Here is a 15,785-nt window from a genome sequence, read left to right as displayed (position 1 = left end):
TGCCGGGCTTTTTGCTGACCTGAGGGCGGCTCATTCGCCCAAATAGGCGGCCCTCACCTTGGGGTCTTCGAGCATGTCCTTGCCCACACCGCTCATGGTGATGAGGCCGGAATCCATCACATAGCCTCGGTCGGCAATGGCCAGCGCACGGCTGGCGTTTTGCTCCACCAGCAGCACTGTGACGCCTTGCGCGTACACATCGCGCACCACCTCAAAAATCTTGTCGACCATGATGGGTGACAGACCCATGGAGGGCTCATCGAGCAACAAGACTTTGGGGCGGCTCATCAGAGCGCGGCCCATGGCCAGCATTTGCTGCTCGCCACCGGACATGGTGCCGGCCAGCTGGTCCTTGCGTTCACGCAGACGCGGGAAGATGGTGAACATCTTCTCGATGTCGTCCGCAATGCCTGCCGCGTCCGAGCGGATGTAGGCGCCCATTTGCAGGTTTTCGGTGATGGTCATGCGGGTGAACACGCCACGGCCTTCGGGCACCATGGCCAGACCTTGTTTGACCAAGTCCCAAGGGCCTTGGCCCTTGATGCTTTGGCCCAGGTACTCGATGTCGCCGGCTTGCAGGTCCAAGGTGCCGGTGATGGCTTTCATGGTGGTGGTTTTGCCCGCACCGTTGGAGCCGATCAAGGTGACCAACTCGCCTTCGCGCACTTCCAGGTCCACGCCTTTGACCGCCTGAATGCCGCCGTAGGCGACCTGCAGGCCTTTGACTTTCAAAAGGGTTTGACCCATCTCAGTGTCCTCCGGAGCCCAGATAGGCTTCAATCACTTTGTCATTCTTCTGCACATCGGCCGGCGTGCCCTCGGCAATTGGCTTGCCGTAGTCCAGCACCGTGACGCGGTCACACAGGCCCATCACCAGCTTCACATCGTGCTCAATCAGCAAGATGGTGCGGTTGTCTTTGCGGATGCGGTCGATCAGTTCGCGCAGCTGCACTTTTTCGGTGGCGTTCATACCGGCGGCAGGTTCGTCCAGCGCGATCAGTTGCGGGTCGGTGGCCAGAGCGCGGGCGATTTCCAGTCGGCGTTGATCGCCATAAGACAAGGTGCGCGCTTTGTAGTCGGCGTATTTGCCGATGCCCACATAGTCGAGCAGCTCTTGCGCACGCTTTGCAATGGCCGCCTCTTCGGCCTTGAAGCCGGGTGTGCGAAAGATCGCGCCCAGCAAACCCGAGTGGGTGCGCACATGGCGGCCCACCATCACGTTTTCCAGCGCCGTCATCTCGGCAAACAAGCGGATGTTTTGGAAGGTGCGGGCAATGCCGGCCTTGGCCACTTCGTGCACGGCCGTGGGCTGGTAGGGCTTGCCGGCCAGCTCGAAGCTGCCGCTGTCGGGCGTGTACAGGCCGGTGATCACATTGAAGAAGGTGGTCTTGCCCGCGCCGTTGGGGCCGATCAGACCATAGACCTGACCACGTTGGATGGTCATGCCCACATCGGTGAGCGCTTGCAGGCCGCCAAAACGTTTGGAGATGCCTGCCACTTGGAGGACGGTGTCTTTGCTCATGTTCGTCCCCTTATTTCGACTGCAATGCTTTGCCATGCTCAGGCGATGGCCACAAGCCGCGTGGACGCATCAACATGATCACGATCATGGCCAGTGCCACCAACAGCTGACGCAAGATGGACGCATCCAGTCGCCCATCGGTCATGGCCTGCAAAGGCCCGGCCACGTAGCGCAGCACCTCGGGCAAGGCTGACAGCAACACCGCGCCCAAGATGACGCCGGGCAAGTGGCCCAAGCCACCGAGGACCACCATGGCCACGATCATCACCGACTCCATCAGGCTGAAAGATTCGGGCGAGATGAAGCCCTGAAATCCCGCGAACATGGCACCCGAAACACCTCCAAAAGTGGCGCCCATGCCGAAAGCCAAAAGCTTGAGGTTGCGGGTGTTCAGGCCCATGGCCTTGGCCGCGATTTCGTCTTCGCGGATGGCCATCCAGGCGCGGCCAATGCGCGAGAACTCGAGGCGGTGCGAGATCAAGATCGCCACCAGCACCAGGCTCAAGAACAGGTAGTAGTACAAGGAGACCGATGCGATTTCAAAGTCGCCAATCATCAGTTTCTTGCCCAGGTTCAGACCAAAGATCGAAATCGAGTCGATCTGGTCCAGGCCCTTGGGGCCGTTGGTGATGTTGACCGGGTGGTCCAAGTTGTTCATGAAGACACGGATGATTTCACCGAAACCCAAGGTGACGATGGCCAGGTAGTCGCCACGCAGCTTGAGTGTGGGGGCGCCCAGCAGCATGCCAAAGATGCCCGCCAAAGCCGCGCCCACGGGCACGATCAGCCAGATCGGCATGTGCATGCCCGCTGGGAAGACGGCCGCGATCCACTCGAAGGTGTTGGTCAGGTGCGGCGAGGACAGCAGGCCGTACATGTACGCACCCACCGCGAAGAACGCCACATAGCCCAGGTCGAGCAGACCGGCATAACCGACCACGATGTTCAAGCCCAGCGCCAGCAGGATGTAGAGCAAGGCCATGTCGGCGATGCGCACCCAGGCGTTGCCAAAGCCTTGCAAGACGATGGGCAGCACGATCAGCGCCAAGCCCACCAGAACGAATTGAAGTGTTTTGTTGTTTTTCATGACCGTGTCCCCTCGTTCAAGCCCGGTCTGCCACGCGCTCACCCATCAGGCCCGAGGGGCGCAGGGTCAACACGATGATGAGCACGATGAAGGCAAAGATGTCGGTGTAGTGGCTGCCCAGCACACCCCCGGTGAGTTGGCCGATGTAGCCCGAGCCAATGGCCTCGATCAGGCCCAGCAAGATGCCGCCGACCACCGCACCCGAGAGGTTGCCAATGCCGCCGAAGACGGCCGCTGTGAAGGCCTTGAGGCCCGGCAAGAAGCCCATGGCGTGTTGCGCCGTGCCGTAGTTGGAGGCGTACATCACGCCGGCAATGGCGGCCAAGATGGCGCCGATCACGAAGGTGGCAGAAATCACCACGTCGGGCTTGACGCCCATCAGGCCCGCCACGCGGGGGTTCTCGGCCGTGGCCCGCATGGCGCGGCCCAAGCGGGTGTGGTTGACCAGCCACATGAGCACGGCCAGTGACACCGCTGTCACGCCCAAAATCATGATCTGCGTGGGCGTGATCACCGCGCCAGCGACGTTGATGGGTGTGCTGGACAGCAAGGTGGGGTAAGCCTTGTAGTTGGGCTTCCAGATGATCATGGCCAAGGTCTGCAGCAAGATGCTCATGCCAATGGCGGTGATGAGGGGGGCCAACTTGGGGCTGTTGCGCAAAGGCCGGTAGGCGACTTTTTCAATCGTGAAGTTGAGCGCCACCGCCACCACACAGGCGATCAGCGTGGCCAAGATCAGGATCAGCCAGCCCGGTGCCCAGGGCATGGACTCTTGCATCATGCCGATGGCGGACCAACTCGTCAGGGCCCCGACCATCAGCACTTCGCCGTGGGCAAAATTGATCAGGTTGATGATGCCGTACACCATGGTGTAGCCCAAGGCCACCAAGGCATACATGCTGCCCATGACCAGGCCGTTGATGACCTGCTGCAGGAAAACGTCCATTGATTTCTCCGAATGTGGAACCGGTCTTGCCGGATCGCGCCGCTGACGGCTTTGAAAACTCCAAGCCACCTTGTGGATGACGCGAAGCAGATAGCAAAAACCCCGCCAGTGTTTCGCTGTGACATGCGGGGTACATGGATTGTAGAAAGGGAAAATACGCCGACGTTATTCATTTCCCTCGGGAATTACCCTGCTGCCGAATTTCGCTTTCGCAGTTCTACCAATTTGTCGGCAATTTTGATCTCCAAACCACGCGGCACAGGTCTGTAGAAATACGGATCCGGCATGCCATCGGGCAAATAACGCTCACCGGCCGCGAAGCCATCTTCTTCGTCGTGGGCGTAGCGGTAGCCCTTGCCGTAGTCGAGCTCTTTCATGAGCTTGGTGGGGGCATTGCGCAAGTGCATGGGCACGGGGCGTGTGCCGTCTTTTTTCACAAAGGCTTTGGCCTCGTTGAAGGCCTTGTAGGCCGCATTCGACTTGGGCGCCATGGCCAGGTAGATGACGCACTGCGCCAGGGTCAATTCACCTTCGGGGCTGCCCAAGCGCTCATAGACTTCTGCTGCATCGAGGGCCAAGCGCAGCGCACGCGGATCGGCCAGGCCCACGTCTTCACTGGCCATGCGGATCAAACGCCGCGCCATGTAACGAGGATCAGCACCGCCATCGAGCATGCGCACAAACCAATACAGAGCGGCATCGGGGTCTGAGCCGCGCACCGATTTGTGCAAGGCGCTGATGGTGTCGTAGAACTGCTCGCCGCCTTTGTCGTAGCGGCGCATGCGCTCGCCCAGCACACGCATCAACCACGCATCGGTGACGGGGTCGACTTTTTCGCGGCTGGCCGCCATCGACAAAGTCTCCAGCGTGTTGAGCAAACGGCGGGCATCGCCATCGGCATAGGCCAGCAAACGGGCCAGCGCATCGGGCTCGATGGCAGGCACCGCTTGAATGCCTTGCGCCCGCAGCACGATGTTTTTCAGATCGTCTTCGGTCAGCGACTGCAAGACATAAACTGCGGCCCGCGAGAGCAAGGCCGAGTTGACTTCAAACGACGGGTTCTCGGTGGTCGCGCCAATGAAAGTGAAAAGGCCGCTTTCGACGTGGGGCAAGAAGGCGTCTTGCTGGCTTTTGTTGAAGACAGATACGATCCTTTGCACTCGTTTTAAATCAATGACTTGGAGTGCATATCAGTGGTTTAATTGCACAAAACACCACTTTTGATGCACAATTTTTCGCACCACAGATTTTGATTGTGCAAATTGGCGTATGACACCGCTTGCACTACCCCTCAAGGGACTCAAAAAAGGAAAGGATTCACAGTGTCGGTTTACGCATTCAAGTACAAAGTTCTGAACAGGGAAACAGGCCGCAAGGTATCTGTCACCCGTTGGCGCGTTCAAATTCGCAAAGGTGGTGAGAACCTTAACAAGGTGTTTGATGATGAAGCTCTTGCCAGGTCATGGGAAAACCAAGAGCTTCATAGGATCAACACCGGGGTTCCACAGAACCTCATTTTTGACATGAAGTACCAACTTGAGATGCCCAACATGAAGGCACTTCTCAGGGAATACTTCGACCAGTTCATGAGCAAGCAAGCTGCCAGTTCGCTCAAGACGAACCAGAATCGTTGCCTTCGTGCCATTCCCTCAATCCCTATCTATCTCAAAGACTTGGGGGCCAAGATCGACAACTACCGCTATCAAAGCACAGTGGTTGATGCCATGTTGGGCAGGACCTACACCAAGGACTACATTGAATTTGGCCAGTTCAAGATTGACACAGTAGATTTCTGGCTCTTGATTGCCTATATGGATTCAAGAAGGAGAACTGGCATCAAGAACAACACCATTCTTCGTGAAATCTCAACTATCAGTTCAGCTTTTGAGAAGATTTACAAACTCTATCCTGAGAAGTTCCCTAACGGCATCATGAATCCAGTGAAGATGCTTCCACGTGGAGAAAAGCCCAAAGCCTATCTCGGACGTAAGCGGGTTCTTTCTGAAGATGAAGCCGTTCAGATTGCAGAGTGGATGAAGCTCAAAGCCAATCAAGAACCTTACTATTTGTTTGTCACTTGCCTGGAGTCTGGTGCGCGAAAAAGTGAAGTGTTAGGTGCTCAATGGGAGAACGTGAATCTTCAGCTTTGGTCTATTCACATTCCAAAAACTAAGAACGGCAAGCCAAGGGACATCATGATCCCTGAAGATGAAGATTTTCGGGAATGGCTCAAAGCAAACCGTTTAGCTAAAGGCCCTATCTTCAAGCTGACAGCGTGGAACTTTAGGCAATACTGGGTTGATGCATTGAAGGCACTTGGTCTTTATGATGACCCAGACACACGCCTGCATTTTCATGACACCCGCCGAACTGCACTAACAAAACTGATTCGTCAAAAGAAGTCCAACAACTTCCAGATCGCAAAGGAGATGGGTGTTTCACCTCAAACCGTTGAACATACCATTCAGAACATGCCTGATCGTTTGTCAGAAGTTTTTGCCAAGCTTCGTTCAGGCCAATCATTGAATGAGGATGAGATCATGCTTCTTGCTGGTCATAGTTCCTCTTCAATGACTAATGCCTACTATGGTGATAGAAATTAACGCCGCAATCAAGGAGCAAGTTACAATGAAAAACTCAAACCCTCAAAGGAATAAACAAATGGCAACAAGCTACCGTGATCTCAAAGCCCAAATCGAAGAACTAACCGCTAAGGCTGAGGCTGCAAGGGTTTCCGAATTGGCGCTAGTGATTGCAGACATGAAAGAAAAGATTGCTGAATACGGAATCACAGCTACTGATCTTGGATTTAAATCTGCGAAAGGTTCGCGTAAATCAGTTGGTCAGGCAATCGCTGATGCCACAGAAAAGAAAGCAGTAGAAGCAAAATATAAAGGCCCCAAAGGTGATCTTTGGTCAGGACGTGGACGCGCTCCAACATGGACAAAGGAACTGCCAGCAGGCAAGACTTTGGAAGACTATAAGATTTAATCAACTCGCTTAAATTACAGAAAGCACCTTGGGGTGCTTTTTTTATAAACTACAGATGTCAGTTCATAAAAAATGAATATAACAATAAGCAAAGCAACGGTTGCGGATTTGCCTTTCGTAGAAAATATCTATGTCGACGGAATTTCTTGTGGTCATTTTAATTTACAACCAGGACTTCCAATCAATAAAATGCTTCAAGATTGGTTGAGAAAGAACAGCATTACACGGGCAACCGTAAGAAAAGACGGTACTCAACTAATAGAAGAAGTACTCATAAATTTTTATACCGCAAATATAGATGGAAAATTCGCAGGCTTTCTAATAACCGCACCAGAAACACCTGAAAAAATCCAAACTGTTGAAATCTACCTATTAGGCGTTGCAAAAGAATTTAGAAAAAAAGGAGTTGCCACGGAGCTAATTACACATGCGGAAAAACTAGCACCCGATAAAGCAAATTTTTATGCTCGCTGCTATCCCAAATCAACTTGGGCTATTTCACTGCTCCGAAAAATTGGATACAGAATAGAAAGCATTTCCAAGACATCCAAAGTTCATTACTTGAGAAAATGAATTTTTGAAATTTTACAATTAAACCAAGCGCCTTCGGGTGCTTTTTTATTACTCATTTGACTTTCAACAATAAATTTCGTAAAACAATAGAAGAAATAAAAATGCCCAAGCAGTTAACTCAGGCATTTTAAGTTCTGGAAAGAATAGCTGTGACAGGCTTGACCAGATAAGAATATTAAAACGTATTTAAAATCAAAAGTCAATACATCAACAAAATTAATTCCAGACCTTCGCAAGAAATAAGGAATTTATTATGTATGAAAGTTTTATTGAAGCACTACCCGACAAGGTAAGAAGCGCCGAATTCAAGGATGAAGGCACAAGATTCAGAAAAAAAGAAAAGGCTGTTGCCTATCGTTATGTCGAGTTAAATCAACTCTACAAGAAGTTCATTGCTCTGGACATTGACAGCCCAGGATCTGCCTTTCTTTGGGATGAACGTGGACTTCCCCCACCGACTTTTGTAATCGTCAATCCAAAGAATGCCCACTGTCACTATCTGTATGAGTTGAAGACGCCGGTCTACTACACAGAGCAAGCACGAAGAGCACCCCAGAAGTTCTATGAAGCAACAGACATTGCTTTGACCCACATACTGGGTGCGGATCTGGGATTCACTGGCCACCTTGTCAAGAATCCCATTCATCCTGATTGGCTCAAGATGTGCCACAACGCCAGGTATGACCTAGAAGACTTCCAGGACTATGGTGTTGATCTCAGGGCATACAAACGCAAACTGGCCTTGCAAGACTCAGGCATTGGCAGAAACACCACTTTGTTTGACACCCTTAGACACTGGGCATATGTAGAGGTCAAAAACCACCCTTCCCTTGCTGCTTTTCAAGCTTCTGTTGATACCAAGGCACTGACTATCAACGGTCACTTCATTGACCATTTAAACGGTGTTCTACCAGCAAAAGAAGTGCTTTCAACAGCAAAGTCTGTAGGCAAGTGGACTTGGAAACATAGAGCCAGCATTGGCATCCAAAAGAACAGAGGTGTTCTTGAGCTTCCAGAAGATATGCCTATCAAGGAAAAGCAGGCTCAAGGTGCCGCCTATACCAATGTTGTTCGCACAGAAGCAATTGACGACACAATCAAGTTAGCTATCCATACCTGTAAGAAACGAGGCTTAAAAATTAACTCTGGAAATCTTGGAAAATGCGGTCTAAGTATGAGCACTTATTACAAACACAAAGATGCTGTTTTCAATTGGATTAGATTGCTCTCATAACTATGAAAATAGTTCCACTACGGTGTATATCAGATAGTTACCCCATCTATTGGGGTCATTTAGTGAAGAAAATTCCGAAGGACTTTATTCAAAAAATCAAGATTCCCGCCAGGGTTTTAATTTAATTAGATATGTCCGAAGGACATACTTCAATAGAAGTAAAAAATCGCGCCACGCACAATAGTTGACATTTTATTTTTGCATGCTAATTTAATATCAGCACCTCTCTACAATCTCTGTTTATCTGGTGTGATTTTTATTGTTATTAAAATCGAGAAATCCCAGAAATGGGATTTTCTCAATTCATCTTGACTTTTGCTTTATTTTTCTTTGAATATATTAAAAAGGAAACGAAGGTCATGGAGCTTGAAAGTACAGTCCACAAAAAAAGGAAAGATCTTGAATATTTACTTCAAGGAATTGACCTGAATGCTATTGAATTGGAAATTGCAATACGCAATGGTTCAAGAAAAATCGAAAGACTTTTTTGGCTTATATGCACACTTCTTTCAGTTGGCTTTACAAGCATAGCTCTTCACTACCTCCACCAATACAAATACATTTAACAAAAGGACAGTCATGAAAAAATTAATAATAACAGCTTTACTATCAATCATAGCCTTTAATTCTTATGCCCAATGGTCAGATAAGAAAACCCCCGAAGAGCCTTTAGTTATTCAAAGCAGCCAAGGCAGAATCGAAATTAGAAATCCTTCCACTTGCACACAACATAGAACCGATAAGGGTTCTATTGCAATCACCTGTGAGAATCAGTGCAAGCAGACTACCGACAGCAAGGATGGCAAAGTCCTAATTCAATGCTGAATAACACACAAAAATAAAGCACCTCTAGGTTGCTCTATTTTATTTAGCCTGCCAAGCCTTGAAGAATTCATGAAGCGCTTCATGGGCTTCTACAACTTTTTGGCAGAACTCAGGATTCTCAACCAAAAAACAATAGAGCGAATACTTGTCAGGCTCAATATCAATGCCAGCCTTTGCGACATCAACAACTGCATCATTGAAATAAGGAGCAGGACCGATCAGAATGATACTGGGGTAAGCCAGTGCAATCAGTGTGTCGTCAATGGTAGTGTTCGTGTCCTTGCGGAAAACGGGCTTAATACACTCTTCAAAAAAACGGAAATGAGGGTTCATGATATCCATATGAGTTGCGAAAACGTATTCGCTCATCAAAGTGGAGTATGAATTTTTTCATTTAATTCCTTTAGGGAACGCCCCATTGCAGGGCGTGCCATTATTAGGTTTTAGATTTTTTCAACTGGTCAGAATCAAGGAAGAAAAATGTCTTGAACTGCCCATTCATGCGGACACCGAATTCTAGCGCTTTGACCTCAACACGCAAACTCGCTTCAGAGGAATCTTTTCGGATCTGAGGCCTACGTTCATCAGTTAGCCCCTTCACAATGCCATAGACACGAATCATAGTCTTCTGGCCATCTCTCAGCGATTCAATCTCCTTCGCTTTTTCGACAGGCACTTTGACCGTCAATTGCATATCTCCGCGATTGTCACCGAGCATGCCAAGCGCCTTGAAATCTGGACGATAGAAGAGACTGTAGCGATAGTTTTTTGAGTTTAGGTAAGAGACAACTTGATAGCTTGCGTTTGGCCGAATGGTTAGGTAGTACTCGCCATTGCTCACATCAGGGCCAGCAATATAGAGCATTTCACCTTGCCAGCCGTAGACGACATTTAATTTGCTTTTATCGGAAGCCATCTCATTTTTAATCTTTTCCGCAGCCTCTTGCTTTTTAAATTCATTAGTGTCTGTCGCTAACTGGGGATTAATAATTCCCGCCAATACGATCCAATCAGGATTTTCAACGGAAGCTGCCTGCTGAATCCACGTATTCACATAGCCTTCAAAAGAAAATTCTGGTAATTTCTGATACTCGTCTTTGCTGGCTTCAGAAACTTCTTGACGCGTGTATTTTGTATACTGCGAAGGAACTTCAAAGACAGGCACCAATGTTTGATTGCTAACTGTTCCGAATTTTTCGGTTTGCCTGTAGATTGGTGTATTGTCTGTCGCTGCTGGCGGGTTATTTGTCGATAGGCCATCCTCTTGTTTCTTGCCGCATGCGGCAATACCGATAATGATCAAGAGTACAGCAAAAAATTTATTTAGGGTATTGATCATGAGAACACCTTCAGAAATTGTATTGAAGGCTAACGTTGAAGTTACTCAGATTGACCCGACCGAATTCCTCTTCTGAGCCAACTTTCCCGTAGTAGGCATACTTGCCGACAACCGCCACATTTTTTGTCAAGTCGTATTGGGCACCAAAGGCAGCATAAGGAGACAACCCCTTCTTGCTGGAGACTTCAGGCGTTCCCGTCAAAGGCACCACTGCGCCGCTGTGTGTAGGGGATCGTTTGGCATCGTAGAAAAATGCCCCAGCCTCACCAAGAAGGGATACCTTGTCAACCACTGGGATCGTCCCCACTGCCGCCAAGGAGTAACCCTTGACGGTCAGGTCTGAGTTGGCGTTTCCACCTGTGATGTTGTAGCCCCACTTTTGCTTTCCAAAGTTGGTGTATTCAGCCTTGACTGACCAGTTATCAGACAGGCGATAGCCACCATAGACATTGAAGGAAGTGCCAGCTCGTGTCTCATAGGTGGACGCATTGAATCCAGCAGCAGCAATGCTTGGATTGACTCGGAAGTCTTGAGAGTTGAAGGACATGTTGGACTGACCCACTCCAGCCCCCACGTACCAGTTGCTCTTTCCGTCCTGAGCATGAACGAAAGAGGAAAGCACCAAAGTAACCAAAGCGAAGAAAAAATTTTTCATCATTGTTTTTTCTGAAAAGTTAAAAAAGCAGCACCTAAGTGCCAGGACACAACCTTTAAAGGCGTGACTCAACTTTAACGCATGTTCAATAAATTTGGTTGACTGACGACCATATAAGTTGACAAACATTGAGCCACCAAATGCCCGCACAGATCACACAGCACAGAGAGCTTTTCAAAAGCATTGGCAAAGCCTTGGCGCTTCGGAGGGAGTCGTGCGGCCTGACTCAAGAGGAAGTCTCACAAGCACTTCAGATCGGGCCTGAAGCGGTTAGTCGTATGGAGCGCGGAATCACCATGCCCACAGTCCAGCGACTGGCTGAACTTGCCGACCTCTACAAATGTGGCATTGACGAGCTGCTTATTGCAAGCAGCACCAGGACAAGTGACCAGGCAGAGCTGATCTCACAAGTCCTTCAGACCCTTCCTGAAGCAGACAGAGCCATGATTGTGGAAGTGGTACAGCGCATTGCCGAACGCCTCAAGCACCACCTCTAAGCCAGTCACGAGGATTGACTTTGACTCGCAAAATGCTAAGATGAGACTGTAGGAGTTTTCTCATGGCGCACGCAATGTTCAAGTTTGTAGGTCTACCAGTCACGCAACCGCGTAAGACTGCGGGTCCTGTCGTGCGTGCTGCTCCTACACTGCCAGAGGCCGACATTAAAGCACTGGACTCCATCCGAACCAGTGGCATGTTCACCCTTGAGAAATCCGCCGGAATGTATGCCGGTGTGACAAGATTGCGCCCCCAAAAATAGTCAGGGGCCGATGGTTAATGTCAGGATGACGAGCCAGCTAACGCTGAAGCTCCAAGGAAGTCAATTAACTCCAAATTTGCTCATCACACGCTTCAAAGAGTGGAAGCTTGGGGGCGAGTATGGCAGTTACTGGTTTGGTCAAACCAAAACAGAAAATGACCTCACCCATACACATATGGCCCCGGTCACTCCCGGTAAAGCCAAAGAGGACTGGGATTACTTCTGGTCAAAGCGACAGCCCCACAGAAGGCGCAGCGATTGCTATGTGATTTATGCCTACGAAAAAAATCACGGCTATCTGCTAATTGATGTGATTTTTGATCCTGGTGCCCATAAATTATGGACACCAAAAGCCAAACAACAATTGTCAGATTATGAAATTGTTGCAGACAACTTCGTATTTGCCGGCAAGATCCCGTAAGAGTATTTAAAGCCCAGTCACGCTTGGTGTCTGAACCCCAAGGTATTTCTGCCTCATCGCCAACATAGTGACCACAGGCTTTTGGGCACTGACTCCAACCAGCAAAGCTTCTTGAGGAACTTCTCTTCCGTTGAGGTACCAAGCCAAGGTGCCATCAATTCCAACCAAGGCTGGACCGTCCTCACGGTGAACTAAGCCATCCACAAACCAAGCCTGAGCACCATTCATAAACTGCATGGCTGGACCGCCAACACGGTGTCTTTCGCCATTGAGGTACCAAGACTGGCTTCCGTCTGAAAAGATCACAGCAGGACCACCTTTACGGTGCCTTCTGCCACGCATCCACCATTCTTTCCCACCGTCGGCCCATTCCACAGCAGGCCCATCCTCACGGTGCAACTCCCCATTGAGATACCAAGACACCGAACCATCGGATTCGGTGCAGGCAGGACCGTCTTCACGGTGAAGCTGGTCATTGAAATACCAGTATTCAACGCCCTCTTCCATATATTTTCCATTTTTCATTTCAATTTTCCTTCAAAGCTTTTTCAATTACAAAAAAAGCAAAGAAAAGTCAAATATAAAGCACAACCCAACGTACCACGTAGGATCACGACGCACTACTTCATGTACTTAATTTCCTGAAAATATAAAAATACAACCACGCCAACAACAAATCAAATAAATGAAATAAGTCATTAATTTGAGTGGCTAAATTTAAATTAAAAGGGAATTAATATGAGTATCAGCATCAAGTTCGCAACAATCCCAAATGGCTGCATTTCTACAGAGCAATATTTGGAGTCAAAGATTTTTAAAGAAACAGTGAAAAATTTGAAGAAGCACAATTTAACATCAGAACAAAAATTACCAAACCTCCTATTGGGCTATCAAATTCTTGATATGAAGGCTCAAGTTCAAGTATTGGGATACGAAGAATATTTCAACACAAATGAAGGCGATGAAGTTCTCGTTGATTTCGGAATCAAAATTATTGCACACCGATACAACGAAATAATCAACGATCTCAGTTCCGACGACAAAGCAATGTTTCTCGAAATTTTATCCAAATAAGGAGAAGAACCATGAACAAACATTTCGGAATGAACTGCCTTGAATTCTGTATTCGAGGAATGAATCAACAATTGATTGATTTTTCGACCACCAATGATGGGGAAAATTGCTTAAAGTTTATCAAACACACGGGCTCAAATTCTTATGAACGAATCCGTGAATATGTGTTGCTATACAACTCCGTATTTCTAGCACAAGCAATGGCAGAGACTATTGGAATCAGCTTGAATGCACATACAGCATGGACATTGATCAATGCCCCTTCCTTCAACACCTTTCATAAAGAGTTGATCGAAACCATCAATCGGAACTTCGAAATGTTGATGTCAAAGCTAACGCGAAAGCAACGACGAAAACTTGAAGCCCTTGTTGCATAAAAGAAAGCACCCATCGAAATATGGGTGCTTTTTCAGTTAAATTCATATGATTTTTACTGACAAGCAACACCCATGAGCAGGCAAGTTCAAATCAACAAGATCGTTGGCCGACTGGTTGCCAAGAAGCGCGAAGCAGTGTCATTGACACAAGAAGATGTCGCGGATCGGCTCAACCTGAGCACAGAAGCCTACGGGCGCATCGAGCGAGGCGTAACACCTTTAACAGTTTCTCGCCTGGTGAAGCTGGCCACACTCTTTCAATGTGGCATAGACGAACTTGTAGTTGAAACCAGCACAGGATTGACAGGACAAGCCCAGTACATTGCGAACATGCTAGACGGTGTATCCAGCAGCGACAGGGATGAGATCGTCAAAATTGTGGAGAAGATATGCGCCCTATCGCACAAGAAGCATCAGAAAAGTTCAAAACCATACTAGATTTTTAGGATATCGTTATGGAGCAAATTGAAAGAGCAAAAAGATATTTAAAAAGAATAGAAAATATTTATGAAGGTATATTTTCTTCATCGGAACACAACAAGCATGATTACGATGATGATGTAATATCATTCTTCATTCATTGCTACCACATAAGAGACTGGATCATTCAGCTTAACTTAAAGGGCATAACAGCCGAAGAAATAGACTCCTACATTAATAATCATCATGATTTAAAAATTTGTGCTGATCTGGCTAATGGTTCGAAACATTGCAAACTTACTAGAACCACACGAAGTGGTAGCAAACCACATATAGCAGGAAAAACACGAGAAACCTCTACTTGGTTGACAAGCAGTGGTGGTGGTGAAGTTATGAAATGTGAATACACTATCTTAAGCAACACTCAATTAATCGATGCTTTAGATCTTGCAAGAGAATGTATGAGGCTTTGGGATTTATATGTCAATAACTTAAAAGCCATGCCGTAATTTTACAAAAAACACCCAATAAATGACATGATCACGCGAGTGAGAACGCTCCGTCGTTCCTTAACCACGTGAGGCCGGGGCCGCCACAAGGCGAGTGCGCTGATGGTATTTCAATCACTCTTAGAAATATTGTTTAAATCAAAATCACTTGTAGCTTTTTTCAAATCCTTACCAGCAATTATTAATTTCCTTCTATCCAATAACTCAAGCAAAGGAATTATGTCATCAGCACTACCTTTTTCAATTAATTCTATGAACCACTTTTGCTTAGAGACATAGGCAACTTCATTTTTGCACAGCTCTGCAATTTTTTCTTCAATAGTCATAGACTGACTTGTAGCTATAAATCTCATTGCAAGATATAACGAATTTGGCACCCTTGCACTTATTCTTGTTTCAACGCTTACCTTCGTTGAACTCATTTTTGTATTTTTCTTCATTGATTTTCTCCTGTTTTAATCAATGAATAGCAGCTTAAATTTTGTTGTCAACAGGCATTTAGAAATTCCAGCTTTAGCCTGTCATCCTATGCGCATAGGCCAAACATTAATGTTGCGTATTTTTAAATATGGACTGCTAACATTCCACGTTGTTCATAGGTATCTGATTGAACTGTCCACAATTGGACTTCTAACATCGCAAATTCTTCTAACCCTAAGTATTTACATGTTCACAATCTGACTTTTAACACTCCAAATTTCGACAGCCTAAACTCTACTAGTTGACTTCTATTTTTGGCCTGCTAATGTATTAATAAGCACCGTTACTCCTACCCCCTGCAAATTCAAAAAACAGAGAAAAGGGAGATAAAGCAAGGTCAATCAATCCTACGTTATCCCTTTCGGGCTTACTTTAGGTTGAATATCGTGGGTTTCACCCACACCCTCTGCTGCGCGAAGCTCGATAAAAATAACAAAAAGGGAGGCTTCCCCCTGATGGCCACCCAAATTCCCCCACTTATGGCCACCTCAAACTCCCCCACCTGAATTGATCGGGGACAGGGTCTCAACGCCGACACCGTCGGCACCTGTGGGCAGGACGCATGTTCCGGC

At 47.8% G+C, this 15,785-nt stretch carries 20 protein-coding genes and 1 pseudogene; 11 read left to right on the top strand and 10 right to left on the bottom strand.

Translation table 11 applies throughout. The features are described from left to right. Positions 1-30 precede the first annotated feature (30 nt). The 5 genes and pseudogenes from QLQ16_RS15055 to QLQ16_RS15035 form a co-directional block, all read right to left on the bottom strand. Complete coding sequence (locus tag QLQ16_RS15055; RefSeq protein ID WP_283225490.1) at positions 31-747, bottom strand: ABC transporter ATP-binding protein; 717 nt, start codon at positions 745-747, stop codon at positions 31-33. Between the two features lies 1 nt (position 748). Beyond that, positions 749-1,522 carry an ABC transporter ATP-binding protein gene (locus tag QLQ16_RS15050; protein ID WP_283225489.1) on the bottom strand — a complete coding sequence of 258 codons (774 nt, stop codon included), beginning with the start codon at positions 1,520-1,522 and terminating at the stop codon, positions 749-751. Between the two features lie 10 nt (positions 1,523-1,532). After that, complete coding sequence (locus QLQ16_RS15045; RefSeq protein ID WP_283225488.1) at positions 1,533-2,609, bottom strand: branched-chain amino acid ABC transporter permease; 1,077 nt, start codon at positions 2,607-2,609, stop codon at positions 1,533-1,535. Between the two features lie 16 nt (positions 2,610-2,625). Beyond that, positions 2,626-3,555, bottom strand: coding sequence for a branched-chain amino acid ABC transporter permease (locus QLQ16_RS15040; protein WP_283225487.1), 930 nt, complete (start codon positions 3,553-3,555; stop codon positions 2,626-2,628). A gap of 185 nt (positions 3,556-3,740) precedes the next feature. After that, positions 3,741-4,694: pseudogene (locus QLQ16_RS15035) on the bottom strand (replication-associated recombination protein A); the annotation flags it as partial. A gap of 183 nt (positions 4,695-4,877) precedes the next feature. Here QLQ16_RS15035 and QLQ16_RS15030 point away from each other — a divergent pair. The 5 genes from QLQ16_RS15030 (at position 4,878) to QLQ16_RS15010 (ending at position 8,919) form a co-directional block, all read left to right on the top strand. Beyond that, the gene (locus QLQ16_RS15030) at positions 4,878-6,158 is read left to right on the top strand and encodes a tyrosine-type recombinase/integrase (protein ID WP_283225486.1); all 1,281 of its coding nucleotides are present in this window, start codon (positions 4,878-4,880) and stop codon (positions 6,156-6,158) included. Then, positions 6,142-6,546: an H-NS histone family protein gene (locus tag QLQ16_RS15025; protein ID WP_348534223.1), complete on the top strand. Its 405-nt coding sequence runs from the start codon at positions 6,142-6,144 to the stop codon at positions 6,544-6,546. Before QLQ16_RS15030 ends, QLQ16_RS15025 begins: the two co-directional genes overlap by 17 nt. A gap of 72 nt (positions 6,547-6,618) precedes the next feature. Next, positions 6,619-7,119, top strand: coding sequence for a GNAT family N-acetyltransferase (locus QLQ16_RS15020; protein WP_283225485.1), 501 nt, complete (start codon positions 6,619-6,621; stop codon positions 7,117-7,119). A 253-nt stretch (positions 7,120-7,372) separates the two neighbouring features. Continuing rightward, entirely contained in the window at positions 7,373-8,353 is a 981-nt protein-coding gene (locus tag QLQ16_RS15015) for a replication initiation protein (RefSeq protein WP_283225484.1), read from the top strand. A gap of 287 nt (positions 8,354-8,640) precedes the next feature. Then, entirely contained in the window at positions 8,641-8,919 is a 279-nt protein-coding gene (locus QLQ16_RS15010; RefSeq protein WP_283225483.1) for a hypothetical protein, read from the top strand. A gap of 298 nt (positions 8,920-9,217) precedes the next feature. Here QLQ16_RS15010 and QLQ16_RS15005 read toward each other — a convergent pair whose 3' ends face one another. The 3 genes from QLQ16_RS15005 to QLQ16_RS14995 all read right to left on the bottom strand — a co-directional run bounded on the left by QLQ16_RS15005 (position 9,218) and on the right by QLQ16_RS14995 (position 11,172). Next, positions 9,218-9,547: a hypothetical protein gene (locus QLQ16_RS15005; protein ID WP_283225482.1), complete on the bottom strand. Its 330-nt coding sequence runs from the start codon at positions 9,545-9,547 to the stop codon at positions 9,218-9,220. Between the two features lie 67 nt (positions 9,548-9,614). Further along, positions 9,615-10,517 carry a hypothetical protein gene (locus QLQ16_RS15000; RefSeq protein ID WP_283225481.1) on the bottom strand — a complete coding sequence of 301 codons (903 nt, stop codon included), beginning with the start codon at positions 10,515-10,517 and terminating at the stop codon, positions 9,615-9,617. A 10-nt stretch (positions 10,518-10,527) separates the two neighbouring features. Next, positions 10,528-11,172 carry a porin family protein gene (locus tag QLQ16_RS14995; protein WP_283225480.1) on the bottom strand — a complete coding sequence of 215 codons (645 nt, stop codon included), beginning with the start codon at positions 11,170-11,172 and terminating at the stop codon, positions 10,528-10,530. Between the two features lie 140 nt (positions 11,173-11,312). On the opposite strand from QLQ16_RS14995, the gene QLQ16_RS14990 reads away from it, so the two are divergent. Then, the gene (locus QLQ16_RS14990; protein WP_283225479.1) at positions 11,313-11,669 is read left to right on the top strand and encodes a helix-turn-helix domain-containing protein; all 357 of its coding nucleotides are present in this window, start codon (positions 11,313-11,315) and stop codon (positions 11,667-11,669) included. A 288-nt stretch (positions 11,670-11,957) separates the two neighbouring features. Beyond that, positions 11,958-12,353 carry a type II toxin-antitoxin system YafO family toxin gene (locus QLQ16_RS14985; protein ID WP_283225478.1) on the top strand — a complete coding sequence of 132 codons (396 nt, stop codon included), beginning with the start codon at positions 11,958-11,960 and terminating at the stop codon, positions 12,351-12,353. Positions 12,354-12,359: 6 nt separating this feature from the next. On the opposite strand, the gene QLQ16_RS14980 is transcribed toward QLQ16_RS14985, so the two are convergent. Further along, positions 12,360-12,878 carry a hypothetical protein gene (locus QLQ16_RS14980; RefSeq protein ID WP_283225477.1) on the bottom strand — a complete coding sequence of 173 codons (519 nt, stop codon included), beginning with the start codon at positions 12,876-12,878 and terminating at the stop codon, positions 12,360-12,362. A gap of 213 nt (positions 12,879-13,091) precedes the next feature. Between QLQ16_RS14980 and QLQ16_RS14975 the strand changes: the two genes are divergently transcribed. The 4 genes from QLQ16_RS14975 (at position 13,092) to QLQ16_RS14960 (ending at position 14,733) form a co-directional block, all read left to right on the top strand. Further along, positions 13,092-13,427: a hypothetical protein gene (locus QLQ16_RS14975; RefSeq protein WP_283225476.1), complete on the top strand. Its 336-nt coding sequence runs from the start codon at positions 13,092-13,094 to the stop codon at positions 13,425-13,427. An 11-nt stretch (positions 13,428-13,438) separates the two neighbouring features. Beyond that, complete coding sequence (locus QLQ16_RS14970; RefSeq protein ID WP_283225475.1) at positions 13,439-13,804, top strand: hypothetical protein; 366 nt, start codon at positions 13,439-13,441, stop codon at positions 13,802-13,804. 72 nt (positions 13,805-13,876) lie between these two features. Then, positions 13,877-14,242 (top strand): helix-turn-helix domain-containing protein, encoded by a 366-nt coding sequence (locus QLQ16_RS14965; protein ID WP_283225474.1) that lies wholly within the window; start codon positions 13,877-13,879, stop codon positions 14,240-14,242. 17 nt (positions 14,243-14,259) lie between these two features. Further along, on the top strand, positions 14,260-14,733 hold the full coding sequence (locus QLQ16_RS14960) for a hypothetical protein (RefSeq protein ID WP_283225473.1): 474 nt from the start codon (positions 14,260-14,262) through the stop codon (positions 14,731-14,733). 110 nt (positions 14,734-14,843) lie between these two features. Here QLQ16_RS14960 and QLQ16_RS14955 read toward each other — a convergent pair whose 3' ends face one another. Beyond that, on the bottom strand, positions 14,844-15,173 hold the full coding sequence (locus QLQ16_RS14955) for a hypothetical protein (RefSeq protein ID WP_283225472.1): 330 nt from the start codon (positions 15,171-15,173) through the stop codon (positions 14,844-14,846). Between the last annotated feature and the right edge of the window lie 612 nt (positions 15,174-15,785).

This window comes from Limnohabitans lacus (assembly GCF_030053395.1).
In the GTDB taxonomy this organism is placed as follows: Bacteria; Pseudomonadota; Gammaproteobacteria; order Burkholderiales; family Burkholderiaceae_C; genus Limnohabitans_A; species Limnohabitans_A lacus.
Note: the sequence above shows the minus strand (reverse complement) of the source record. Positions and strands in the feature narration are given on the sequence as shown.

Bases quoted from the DNA above. Each gene is read 5' to 3' on its own strand.
- QLQ16_RS15020 (WP_283225485.1), top strand. From the start codon at position 6,619: ATGAATATAACAATAAGCAAAGCAACGGTTGCGGATTTGCCTTTCGTA.
- QLQ16_RS14985 (WP_283225478.1), top strand. From the start codon at position 11,958: ATGACGAGCCAGCTAACGCTGAAGCTCCAAGGAAGTCAATTAACTCCA.
- QLQ16_RS14980 (WP_283225477.1), bottom strand. From the start codon at position 12,878: ATGAAAAATGGAAAATATATGGAAGAGGGCGTTGAATACTGGTATTTC.
- QLQ16_RS14965 (WP_283225474.1), top strand. From the start codon at position 13,877: ATGAGCAGGCAAGTTCAAATCAACAAGATCGTTGGCCGACTGGTTGCC.
- QLQ16_RS14995 (WP_283225480.1), bottom strand. From the start codon at position 11,172: ATGAAAAATTTTTTCTTCGCTTTGGTTACTTTGGTGCTTTCCTCTTTC.
- QLQ16_RS14955 (WP_283225472.1), bottom strand. From the start codon at position 15,173: ATGAAGAAAAATACAAAAATGAGTTCAACGAAGGTAAGCGTTGAAACA.
- QLQ16_RS15045 (WP_283225488.1), bottom strand. From the start codon at position 2,609: ATGAAAAACAACAAAACACTTCAATTCGTTCTGGTGGGCTTGGCGCTG.
- QLQ16_RS15000 (WP_283225481.1), bottom strand. From the start codon at position 10,517: ATGATCAATACCCTAAATAAATTTTTTGCTGTACTCTTGATCATTATC.
- QLQ16_RS14960 (WP_283225473.1), top strand. From the start codon at position 14,260: ATGGAGCAAATTGAAAGAGCAAAAAGATATTTAAAAAGAATAGAAAAT.
- QLQ16_RS14970 (WP_283225475.1), top strand. From the start codon at position 13,439: ATGAACAAACATTTCGGAATGAACTGCCTTGAATTCTGTATTCGAGGA.
- QLQ16_RS15040 (WP_283225487.1), bottom strand. From the start codon at position 3,555: ATGGACGTTTTCCTGCAGCAGGTCATCAACGGCCTGGTCATGGGCAGC.
- QLQ16_RS15015 (WP_283225484.1), top strand. From the start codon at position 7,373: ATGTATGAAAGTTTTATTGAAGCACTACCCGACAAGGTAAGAAGCGCC.
- QLQ16_RS14990 (WP_283225479.1), top strand. From the start codon at position 11,313: ATGCCCGCACAGATCACACAGCACAGAGAGCTTTTCAAAAGCATTGGC.
- QLQ16_RS14975 (WP_283225476.1), top strand. From the start codon at position 13,092: ATGAGTATCAGCATCAAGTTCGCAACAATCCCAAATGGCTGCATTTCT.
- QLQ16_RS15050 (WP_283225489.1), bottom strand. From the start codon at position 1,522: ATGAGCAAAGACACCGTCCTCCAAGTGGCAGGCATCTCCAAACGTTTT.
- QLQ16_RS15055 (WP_283225490.1), bottom strand. From the start codon at position 747: ATGGGTCAAACCCTTTTGAAAGTCAAAGGCCTGCAGGTCGCCTACGGC.
- QLQ16_RS15010 (WP_283225483.1), top strand. From the start codon at position 8,641: ATGGGATTTTCTCAATTCATCTTGACTTTTGCTTTATTTTTCTTTGAA.
- QLQ16_RS15005 (WP_283225482.1), bottom strand. From the start codon at position 9,547: ATGAGCGAATACGTTTTCGCAACTCATATGGATATCATGAACCCTCAT.
- QLQ16_RS15025 (WP_348534223.1), top strand. From the start codon at position 6,142: ATGGTGATAGAAATTAACGCCGCAATCAAGGAGCAAGTTACAATGAAA.